The following is a 10,834-nucleotide window of genomic DNA, read 5'->3' on the forward strand; positions in this document are numbered from 1 at the left end:
AGGCCCGGCAACCGGTGCACCAGCATCGGCCGGTGCGCCGCTATTGTCGCCGATCCCGGCCGCACCGACACCGGCGTCAGCACGAACGCGCGCTTTCCAGCAAGGCGCCAGCGCGGCGGCGCGCATCCTGGTCGATGTCCATCACGCCTTCCAGCGTGTCGACACTGCCCGGCGAGGCCTGCGCCAGCACCTGCGCCACGATGCGCGCGATGTCGGTAAAACGGATCCGGCCTTGCAGGAACGCCTCGACGGCAACCTCGTTGGCGGCGTTCAGGATGGCCGGGGCCACCCCGCCCGCCCGCAAGGCGTCGAACGCCAGGCCCAGGCAGGGAAAACGCGCCAGATCCGGGGTTTCGAAGGTCAGCGCGCCGGCACGGGTAAGGTCCAGCGGGGAAACGCCCGCGTGCATGCGCTCGGGATAGGCGAGCCCGTAGGCGATCGGCGTACGCATGTCCGGGTTGCCGAGCTGGGCCAGCACCGAGCCGTCCGCGTAGGACACCATCGAATGCACAATGCTCTGCGGGTGAATCAGCACCTCGATGCGGTCCGCCGGCGCGGCGAACAGCCAGTGCGCCTCGATCACCTCCAGCCCCTTGTTCATCATGGTGGCGGAGTCGACCGAGATCTTGCGGCCCATCACCCAGTTCGGGTGGGCGCAGGCCTCGTCCGGCGAGATATCGTGCAAGGTAGCCGGGTCCCGAGTCCGGAACGGGCCGCCGGAAGCCGTCAGCAGGATCTTGGAGACGCCCGCGCTCAGGCGCGGATCGTCCGCCGGCAGGCACTGGAAGATGGCATTGTGCTCGCTGTCGATCGGCAGCAGCGTGGCGCCGTGCTCGTGCACGGCATCCATGAAGAGCCGGCCCGACATCACCAGCGCTTCCTTGTTGGCCAGCAGCACGCGCTTGCCCGCCCGCGCCGCGGCCAGCGTGGGACGCAACCCGGCGGCGCCGACGATGGCGGCCATCACCGAATCGGCCGCGGGATCGACCGCCACCGCTTCCAGGGCCGCTTCGCCATAGCCCACCTCGGTTTTGATGCCGTCGGCACGCAGCAGCGCCTGCAACTCGCTTGCGGCCTGGGCGGTGCCTACCACAGCGTGCGCCGGGCGGAACTCGCGGCACTGCGCCGCCAGTTTGTCGACCTGCCGGTGCGCCGTCAGCGCATGGACGGCATAGCGCTCGGGGTGGCGCTTGACCACATCAAGCGTACTTTCCCCGATCGAGCCGGTGGCACCCAGGACGGTAATACGACGCATATCAGATCAACTCAAAGATAGATGGCCAGCAAGGCGGCCAGCGGAAACACGGGCAACAGCGCGTCGATCCGGTCGAGCACGCCGCCATGGCCGGGCAACAGCCGGCTACTGTCTTTCATGCCAACCTGGCGCTTGAGCAACGACTCGAAGAGATCGCCGACCACGCTGGCGACCACCAGCAGGGTCGACAGCAGCGCCACGACGGCCAGGCCCTTATGGTCGGCCATGCGAGAGAACCAGGTCGGGGAAAAAGCTTGGGTAGCGGCCAGCCCGAGTGCGATCAGCAGCACCACCAGCCAGCCGCCGATGGCGCCTTCCCAGGACTTGCCCGGGCTGATGGTGGGGGCAAGCTTGCGCCGCCCGATGGCCTTGCCGACGAAATAGGCGCCGATATCGGCCGCCCAGACCAGCACCGCTACTGACAGCAGCACCCCGATGCCCAGCTCTCGCAGGATCAGGGTGGCGTGGCCGAACGCGGGCAGCATGAACAGGCCGAGAATGGCGCCCAGCAAGGTAAAGGACGGGCTCGCCTGGCGCACGCCGCGCGCCAGCAGCACCACGGCGACGCCCCAGCAGGCCACGCCGATCTGCAGCAGGCGCGTCAGCGCCTGGCGGTCGGCGGCGTCATGCCAGCCGATCAGGGCAACCAGGCAGGCCACCGCATAGACATAGGGCCAGAAGCCGCGCAGCCCGATCAGGCGGCCGAATTCCCAGCCCGCCAGGACGACGATCACCGCCACCAGGCCGGCCAGCGCCGACGGAGGTGCCAGAAACAGGATCGGCAGGATCAGCAGCAACAGGCATACGGCGGTGATGACACGGGTAAGAAGCATGCGCTGCGGGATTCCGGTGAAAAAATGGAAAACGGGCTTCAGGCGGTGCCGGAAAGGCCGGGTGGTGCCACCACTTGCGCGCTGGTACGACCGAAGCGGCGCTCGCGCTGCCGGTACGAGGCAAACGCCTTGTCGAGCTCGGCGGGGCTGAAATCCGGCCAGAACACGTCGGTGAAATAGAGTTCGGAGTAGGCCAGCTGCCACAGCAGGAAATTGCTGATGCGCTGCTCGCCACCGGTGCGGATGAACAGGTCCGGCTCGGGCGCGTAGGCCATGGCCAGGTGCGGCGCGAGCATGGATTCGTCAACGGACTCCGGATCGAGCATGGGCGAGCGCGCCAGCATCTTGCGCATGGCCTGGAGCAGATCCCAGCGGCCGCCGTAATTGGCGGCGATCGTCACCGTCAGGCCGGTGTTGTTGTCCGTGCGGGCCTCGGCGTCGGCGATCAGCTGCTGGATACGCGGGCTGAAGCGACTCAGGTCGCCGACCACCCTCACCCGGATATTGTTGGCGTGCATCTTGACCACCTCGCGGCGCAACGCGGTCATGAACAGCCGCATGAGGAACGAGACTTCGTCCGCCGGGCGGCGCCAGTTCTCGGAACTGAACGCGAACAGGGTCAGGTACTGCACGCCACGCGCGGCGCAGGCCTCCACCACGGCCCGGACGGCATCCAGGCCACGGCTGTGGCCGGCTACGCGTGGCAGGTGCCGCTTGGTCGCCCAGCGGCCGTTGCCATCCATGATGATGGCGACGTGGCGGGGCACATAGGTAGAGTCGGGGACGCTGAGCGTGGAACTGATGTGATGCATGATGGGAAACGGTACCGGACACAGCGGCGGCTGGCAAGCCGCCGCATCAAGCGTCACACCGTCATGATCTCCTTGTCCTTCTCGGCGACCATCCTGTCGATCTCGGCAACGAACTTGTCGGTCAGCTTCTGGACATCGTCCTGGCCGCGGCGCTCGTCGTCCTCGGAAATGGCTTTGTCCTTGACCAGCTTCTTGAACTGCTCGTTGGCATCCCGGCGCAGGTTGCGCACGGCGATCTTGGCGCCCTCGGCCTCGCCCTTGACGACCTTGGCGAGTTCCTTGCGGCGCTCTTCGGTCAGCATGGGCATGGGCACGCGGATGGTCTCGCCCATGGTCGACGGGTTCAGGCCCAGGTCCGCGTCGCGGATGGCCTTCTCGATGGCGCTGACCATCTTCTTTTCCCAAGGCTGCACGCTGATGGTGCGCGAATCGGCCAGGCCGACGTTGGCCACCTGGCTGATCGGCACCGGGGAGCCGTAGTAATCCACTTGCACGTGGTCGAGCAGACCGGTGTGTGCACGACCAGTGCGAATCTTGGCCAGGTCGGCCTTGAACGCTTCAATGGTCTTTTGCATTTTCTGCTCGACGCTCTTCTTGGTGTCGGCGACGCTCATCTTTACCTCCGAAAACGGGTAACCATGATCCCGGACGGCGGGATCGAAAATGAATCATTCTACTCTTTGCCGGCACGCGCGCCACCTTCGGCGGCAGCGCGCCAGCGCCTGGTGCAGCACTTATACGTGCACCAGAGTACCTTCGTCTTCGCCCAGGATTACGCGTTTGAGCGCACCCGGCTTGACGATGGAGAACACCTTGATCGGCAGCTTCTGGTCGCGGCACAGGGCGAATGCCGTGGCATCCATCACCTGCAGGTTGCGCGAGATCGCCTCGTCAAAGGAGATGGTGGTATAACGCGTGGCGCTGGGGTCCTTCTTGGGGTCGGCGGTGTAGACGCCGTCCACCTTGGTCGCCTTGAGCACGATCTCCGCGCCGATTTCCGCGCCGCGCAGGGCCGCCGCGGTATCGGTGGTGAAGAACGGGTTGCCGGTGCCGGCGGCGAAGATCACCACCTTACCCTCCTCCAGCTGGCGGATGGCGCGCGGCCGAATGTAAGGCTCGACCACCTGGTCCATGCGCAGGGCCGACTGCACGCGCCCCACGATGTCGGCGTGGCGCATGGCATCCTGCAGGGCCAGCGCATTCATCATGGTGGCCAGCATGCCCATGTAGTCGGCCGTGGCGCGGTCCATGCCCGCCGCCCCGCCGGCCACGCCGCGGAAAATATTGCCGCCACCGATCACCACCGCGACCTGGACGCCCAGCCTCACGATCTCGGCGATGTCATTGACCATGCTTTCGATGGTGGAGCGGTTGATGCCGAAGGCATCATCGCCCATCAGGGCTTCGCCGGACAATTTCAGTAGGACGCGCTTATAGGCTGGCATATTGATCCCCGGAGCTGGTTCGGCTCGTTCTGTTGAGCCGGAAATTTGAAGGCAGGCGGCACGGATCGGCGTGCCGCCGCTATAAAAGCCGGTTTTCGGGGTGGCCTGGCTCCGGCACGGCAACAGCGCGATAACACAAGAAAAACTCGCGTTCAAAGCGCCCCTGGGGCACGGCAGGTCAGACGACTGCGGAAACGGGCTACCAAGCCCGCGCCGCACGGGTAAACGCGGCGCGGTCATTTGTGCCGAGGGGCACCTTGCGGTGCCCCTCGGCATTATACGGCGACCGGTGGGGCACCCTACCGGGCACCCTGGCCGCCAGGACTTCAGGCCTTTTGGGCAGCTGCCACTTGGGCGGCCACTTCAGCGGCGAAGTCGTCCTGCTTCTTCTCGATGCCTTCACCGACCACGTACAGGGTGAAACCCTTGACCGTGGTGTTGGCGGCCTTGAGCATCTGCTCGACGGTCTGCTTGTCGTTCTTCACGAAGGTCTGGTTGAACAACGACACTTCCTTCAGGTACTTCTGCACCGAGCCCTCGACCATCTTGGCGACGATTTCGGCCGGCTTGCCCGATTCGGCAGCCTTTTGCTCGGCGATGCTGCGTTCCTTGGCGATCAGGTCGGCGGGCACGTCGGCGGACGACAGCGACACCGGCTTCATCGCGGCAACGTGCATGGCCACGTCCTTGGCGGCGGTTTCGTCGCCGTCGAACTCGACCATCACGCCGATGCGGGTGCCGTGCAGGTAAGCAGCCAGCTTGCCGCCATTGGCATAGCGGGCAAAACGGCGGATCGCCAGGTTTTCGCCGATCTTGCCGATCAGGGCGGTACGGGTGGCTTCCACGGTCACGCCGTCGATTTCCAGCGCCGACAGCGCAGCCACGTCGGCCGGGTTCTGCTTGGCGACCAGCTCGGCGACCTTGTTCGAGAACGCCATGAAGTCGTCGTTCTTCGACACGAAGTCGGTTTCGCAGTTCAGTTCCACCAGCGCGCCGGTGGTACCTTCGATGAAGGACACGACCACGCCTTCGGCGGTCACGCGCGAAGCGGCCTTGCTGGCCTTGTTGCCCAGCTTGACGCGCAGCAGCTCTTCAGCCTTTTCCAGGTTGCCTTCGGCCTCGGTCAGGGCCTTCTTGCATTCCATCATCGGCGCGTCGGTCTTCGCGCGCAGTTCTGCCACCATGCTTGCGGTAATTGCCGCCATTTGTCACTCCTTGAATGGTTCGCCCCGCCCTACCCCGCCGTCGATGTGGCGCGATCCGGGACCGGAGGTAAGTTCAACTTCACCCGCGCCAGATCATGCCAGGGGCGGATGACAACAATTCGAAAAAAGGGGGCGTAAGATTCGCCCCCTCGGTTGCCGGAAAGCCCCCGGCTGCGCGCAGCGCCCCGGCCCAGGGGCCGGTTGGCTAGCGATGATGTGTCAGCTTGCGATGCGCGCGGTACGGGGTCCTCTCGGCAGCAAGCCTTTAGGCTTCTTCGACTTCGACGAAATCGTCGCCGCCGCGTGCGGCTTCAACCACGTCCTGCACGGCGTTTGCACGGCCTTCCAGGATCGCGTCGGCCACGCCGCGCACGTACAGGGCAACTGCCTTGCTCGAGTCGTCGTTGCCCGGGATCACGTAGTCGATGCCTTCCGGCGAGTGGTTGGTATCGACCACGCCGATGACGGGCACGCCCAGCTTCTTGGCTTCGGTCACGGCAATCTTGTGGTAGCCGACGTCGACCACGAAGATGGCGTCAGGCACGCCGCCCATGTCCTTGATGCCGCCGATGGACTTTTGCAGCTTGTCCATTTCGCGCTCGAACATCAGCGCTTCCTTCTTGCTCATGGTTTCCAGCGCGCCAGCTTCCTTGGCGGCTTCCATGTCCTTCAGGCGCTTGATCGAGATCTTGACGGTCTTGAAGTTGGTCATCATGCCGCCGAGCCAGCGGGCATCGACGTAAGGCATGCCAGCGCGGCCTGCTTCTTCAGCCAGGATCTCGCGCGATTGACGCTTGGTGCCCACGAACAGCACGGTGCCGCGGTTTGCTGCCAGTTGACGCACGTACTTCAGCGCGTCCTGGAACATCGGCAACGTCTTTTCGAGGTTGATAATATGGATCTTGTTGCGATGGCCGAAGATGTACGGAGCCATCTTGGGGTTCCAGAAGCGGGTTTGGTGGCCGAAGTGGCAACCGGCTTCCAGCATTTCGCGCATGGTAACGGACATGAAAAATCTCCAAAAGGGTTAGGTCTGAAGTCCGCCCCGACATTCCTGAAAAGGAACACCCCGGATGGACGGACTCGCAATTTCAATAACTTTGTATTTAATAAGCGCAAGGCGCCTGCCAAATACCGTAGCACAGTAGTGACTGCCCAGCCCGCCAGCCGCTGCCCGCAAGGTCCAAGGTCACATCGACCTGCCAGGTAGCCGCAAGAAGGCTAGCCAGCGATTGTAGCAACAAAATAGGACTTCGCTCAAGGGGCCACTTGCCATGGAAAGCAGGCGGCTGTAGCCGGCGAAGCCCGTTTTCGGCTGCGGTTGGTGCCCGATGGTGCGATAATCCCACTTTCAGATTCAATTTGAGGCGCAGCCCGTGGCTTCGCCGCCACTTTTGCGAGCAGCATGAGCATCCATATCAAGAACGCCGACGATATCGCCCAAATGCGGGTAGCCTGCCGGCTGGCCTCCGAGGTCCTCGACTACATCACGCCCTTCGTCAAGCCGGGGGTCACCACCGGCGAACTCGACCGGCTGTGCCACGCCTATATGCGCGATGTGCAGGGCACGGTACCCGCGCCACTGAATTATGCGCCGCCCGGCTACCCCCCCTTCCCCGGCGCCATCTGCACGTCGGTCAACGACGTGATTTGCCATGGCATCCCGGGCGAGCGCGTGCTGAAGTCCGGCGACGCGGTGAACCTCGACATCACCGTGATCACCAAGGAAGGCTACTACGGCGACACCAGCCGCATGTTCATTGCTGGTGAGGGCTCGATCCTGGCCAAGCGCCTGGCGCAGATCACTTTCGAATGCATGTGGAAGGGCATCGCCCAGGTGCGCCCCGGCGCCCGCCTCGGCGATATCGGCCATGTGATCCAGGTCCATGCGGAAGCGGCCGGCTATACCGTGGTACGCGAGTACTGCGGCCATGGCATCGGCAAGAACTTCCACGAGGACCCGCAGATCCTGCACTACGGCCGCCCCGGCACCGGCATGGAAATCCAGGCCGGCATGATCTTCACGATCGAGCCGATGGTCAACGCCGGCAAGCGCGATATCCGCACCATGCCCGACCACTGGACCGTCAAGACGCGTGACCGCAGCCTGTCCGCGCAGTGGGAGCACACCATCCTGGTGACCGAGACCGGCTACGACGTGCTCACCGTCTCCGCGGGCACGCAGGCGCCGCCGTCGTTCGTCACTGATTCTGTTGCAGCCTGACGCTACGGGCGCCAAAGTTGGCGCCCTTCTTGTTTCAGCTGCCCCTTCGATGCCCCAAGCCCTAGCCATGGACGCCACGCCGGAAATCATCCTCGCCACCCGTGTTCGCGATCAGCTGAAAGCCGACAAGCAAGCCGTGTTCGCGGACTTCAACGCGCACGGCCATGTCGGCCACCTGCTGACGCGCCTGCGGCGCGCGGTCGATGCCGCGCTGGTCGAGGCCTGGCGCGGCCTGGGCCTGCCGGACGACAGCGCGCTGGTGGCGGTGGGCGGCTATGGGCGCGGCGAGCTGTTCCCGTTTTCCGATGTGGATGTGCTGCTGTTGCTGCCATCGGAACCCGACGAGGACACCACCTCCAGGCTGGAGAAATTCATTGGCCTGTGCTGGGACCTGGGCCTTGAAATCGGCTCCGCCGTGCGCACCGTGGACGACTGCATCCGCGAATCGCGCCAGGACGTGACGATCCAGACGTCCTTGCTGGAAGCGCGCCTGCTGACGGGCAACCGCAAGCTGTTTGCCGAGCTGCAGACGCGCTACCAGGCCGACCTGGACCCGCGCGCCTTCTTCCAGGCCAAGCTGCTGGAAATGCGCCAGCGCCACGCCAAGTACCAGGACACGCCCTACTCGCTCGAGCCCAACAGCAAGGAAAGCCCCGGCGGCCTGCGCGACCTGCAGGTGATCCTGTGGATGACCAAGGCCGCGGGGCTGGGCGACAGCTGGAAGGAACTGTTCGAGCGCGGGCTGCTGAGCGAGCGCGAAGCGCAGGAACTCGCCCGTAACGAGCGCCTGCTCAAAACCATCCGCGCGCGGCTGCACCTGGTGGCCGGGCGCCGCCAGGACGTGCTGGTGTTCGACCTGCAGACCGCGCTGGCCGAGGCCTTCGGCTACCGCCAGAACAATAACAAGCGCGCCAGCGAGCAGCTGATGCGCCGTTACTACTGGGCAGCCAAGGCGGTCACGCAGCTCAATATCGTGCTGCTGCTCAATATCGAGGCCATGCTGTTCCCCAGCGAATCCAAGGTGACGCGCGTCATCAACGAGCGCTTCGTGGAACGCCAGGGCATGCTCGAGATCACCAGCGACGATCTCTACGAGCGCGAGCCCCACGCCATCCTGGAAACCTTCCTGGTGTACGAGCGCACGCCGGGCGTCAAGGGCTTGTCGCCACGCACGCTGCGCGGCCTGTACAACGCCCGCACGGTGATGGACGCGAGCTGGCGCAACGATCCGGTGAACCGCCGCCTGTTCCTCGCCATCGTGCAGGAGCCGCAGGGCATCACCCACGCGCTGCGCCTGATGAACCAGACCAGCGTGCTGGGCCGCTACCTGATCAACTTCCGCCGTATCGTCGGGCAGATGCAGCACGACCTGTTCCACGTCTACACGGTGGACCAGCACATCCTGATGGTGGTGCGCAACATGCGCCGCTTCGCCATCGTCGAGCACACGCACGAGTTCCCCTTCTGCAGCCAGTTGATGGCGACCTTCGACCGCCCCTGGGTGCTGTGGGTGGCGGCGCTGTTCCACGACATCGCCAAGGGCCGCGGTGGCGATCACTCCAAGCTCGGCACGGCGGATGCGCGGCGCTTTTGCAAGCAGCACGGCATCGAGCGCGAAGATGCCGACCTGATCGCCTGGCTGGTCGAGCATCACCTGACCATGAGCCATGTCGCGCAGAAGCAAGACCTGACCGATGCGGACGTGATCCATGCCTTCGCCCGCGTGGTCGGCACCGAACGCTACCTGACCGCGCTCTACCTGCTGACCGTGGCCGATATCCGCGGCACCAGCCCCAAGGTGTGGAACGCGTGGAAGGGCAAGCTGCTGGAAGACCTCTACCGCATCACGCTGCGCGTGCTGGGCGGCGCGCGCGTGGACCCGCACTCGCTGTGGGCGCAGCGCAAGGACGACACCATTGCGCAGCTGCGGCTCAAGGCGTTTGACCCGGAACTGGGCAAGCCATTGTGGGCCCAGCTCGACGTGGCCTTCTTCCTGCGCCACGATGCGCGCGACATCGCCTGGCTCACGCGGCACCTGTACAACAAGGTGGACAGCCCGGTGCCGGTGGTCAAGGCGCGCCTGTCGCCCGCGGGCGAAGGCCTGCAGGTGGCAGTCTACGTCAAGGACCAGCCCGACGTGTTCGCGCGCATCTGCGGCTACTTCGAGCGCAAGAGCTTCTCCATCCAGGAAGCCAAGATCCACACCACGCGCCACGGCTATGCGCTGGATACGTTCCAGGTGACCGACCCGGGCATCAGCAGCGATGCCAGCGGCAACTACCGCGACATCATCGCGCTGGTGGAGCACGAACTGGCCGAGCGCCTGCAGCAGCAAAGCACGCTGCCGGAACCCGCCCAGGGGCGGCTGTCACGCCAGTCGCGCAGCTTCCCGATCAAGCCGCGCGTGGACCTGCGCCCCGACGAACGCGGCCAGTACTACCTGCTTTCCTTGTCGGCCAACGACCGCACCGGCCTGCTGTACGCGATCTCCCGCGTACTGGCCAAACATCGCACCTCGGTGCATACCGCCCGCATCAATACGCTCGGCGAGCGGGTGGAAGACGTTTTCCTGGTCGATGGCAGCCGCCTCGCCTCGGATAACAAACTGCAGTTACAGCTTGAACAGGACCTGCTGGCGGCGCTGGCCATCTAGGCCGGACGCCCCACATAGAAGATATGACCGATAGCAATTCGCCCAAGCGCAAGACGCTGGGCATCAAGACCGCCGCGCCCGAGGGCAATGCCCGCAAACCCGCCGCCACCCGGCCGGTGCGGGTGTCCGACCTGAACCGCGGACGCGTGCGCGCCGTGGTCGACGGCATCAAGCAGGCACAGGAACGCGCCGGCGGCCGCAAGAAAGCGCAAGACGCTGGCCAGCGCCCGCCGCGCGGCCCGCGCACGGGCGAAGGCCAGGATCGTCCGCGACGCTTTGGCCCGGGTGAAGGCCAGGATCGGCCCCGCCGCTTTGGCGGCGACAGCAGCGACCGCCCGCGCAATTTCGGCTCCGGCGAAGGCCAGGACCGTCCGCGCCGTTTCACCCCGGGCGAAGGCCAGGATCGG

At 65.2% G+C, this 10,834-nt stretch carries 8 protein-coding genes and 2 pseudogenes; 3 read left to right on the forward strand and 7 right to left on the reverse strand.

Annotation, left to right across the window (positions count from 1 at the left end):
- Window positions 1–76: 76 nt before the first annotated feature.
- The 7 genes from ispC to rpsB form a co-directional block, all read right to left on the reverse strand.
- Window positions 77–1,255, reverse strand: coding sequence for a 1-deoxy-D-xylulose-5-phosphate reductoisomerase (gene ispC, locus AC1RQC_RS01200; protein WP_492882304.1), 1,179 nt, complete (start codon window positions 1,253–1,255; stop codon window positions 77–79).
- Between the two features lie 11 nt (window positions 1,256–1,266).
- Window positions 1,267–2,088, reverse strand: a complete 822-nt coding sequence (locus AC1RQC_RS01205) for a phosphatidate cytidylyltransferase (RefSeq protein ID WP_492371701.1) — start codon at window positions 2,086–2,088, stop codon at window positions 1,267–1,269.
- 38 nt (window positions 2,089–2,126) lie between these two features.
- Window positions 2,127–2,900 (reverse strand): undecaprenyl pyrophosphate synthase, encoded by a 774-nt coding sequence (gene uppS / locus AC1RQC_RS01210; protein ID WP_492371700.1) that lies wholly within the window; start codon window positions 2,898–2,900, stop codon window positions 2,127–2,129.
- Window positions 2,901–2,953: 53 nt separating this feature from the next.
- Complete coding sequence (gene frr, locus AC1RQC_RS01215; RefSeq protein ID WP_043346946.1) at window positions 2,954–3,514, reverse strand: ribosome recycling factor; 561 nt, start codon at window positions 3,512–3,514, stop codon at window positions 2,954–2,956.
- Window positions 3,515–3,634: 120 nt separating this feature from the next.
- Window positions 3,635–4,345, reverse strand: a complete 711-nt coding sequence (gene pyrH, locus AC1RQC_RS01220) for a UMP kinase (protein WP_043346948.1) — start codon at window positions 4,343–4,345, stop codon at window positions 3,635–3,637.
- Window positions 4,346–4,671: 326 nt separating this feature from the next.
- Window positions 4,672–5,550 (reverse strand): translation elongation factor Ts, encoded by an 879-nt coding sequence (gene tsf, locus AC1RQC_RS01225; RefSeq protein WP_492371699.1) that lies wholly within the window; start codon window positions 5,548–5,550, stop codon window positions 4,672–4,674.
- A 265-nt stretch (window positions 5,551–5,815) separates the two neighbouring features.
- A complete protein-coding gene (rpsB, locus tag AC1RQC_RS01230; RefSeq protein WP_043346950.1) occupies window positions 5,816–6,559 on the reverse strand; it encodes a 30S ribosomal protein S2 in 744 nt (247 codons plus the stop codon).
- Window positions 6,560–6,952: 393 nt separating this feature from the next.
- Here rpsB and map point away from each other — a divergent pair.
- The 3 genes and pseudogenes from map to AC1RQC_RS01245 form a co-directional block, all read left to right on the forward strand.
- Window positions 6,953–7,774: pseudogene (gene map, locus AC1RQC_RS01235) on the forward strand (type I methionyl aminopeptidase); the annotation flags it as partial.
- A 67-nt stretch (window positions 7,775–7,841) separates the two neighbouring features.
- Entirely contained in the window at window positions 7,842–10,427 is a 2,586-nt protein-coding gene (locus tag AC1RQC_RS01240) for a [protein-PII] uridylyltransferase (RefSeq protein WP_492371723.1), read from the forward strand.
- 23 nt (window positions 10,428–10,450) lie between these two features.
- Window positions 10,451–10,834: pseudogene (locus AC1RQC_RS01245) on the forward strand (pseudouridine synthase); the annotation flags it as partial.

The organism is Cupriavidus sp. GW822-FHT03E04 (genome assembly GCF_058801495.1).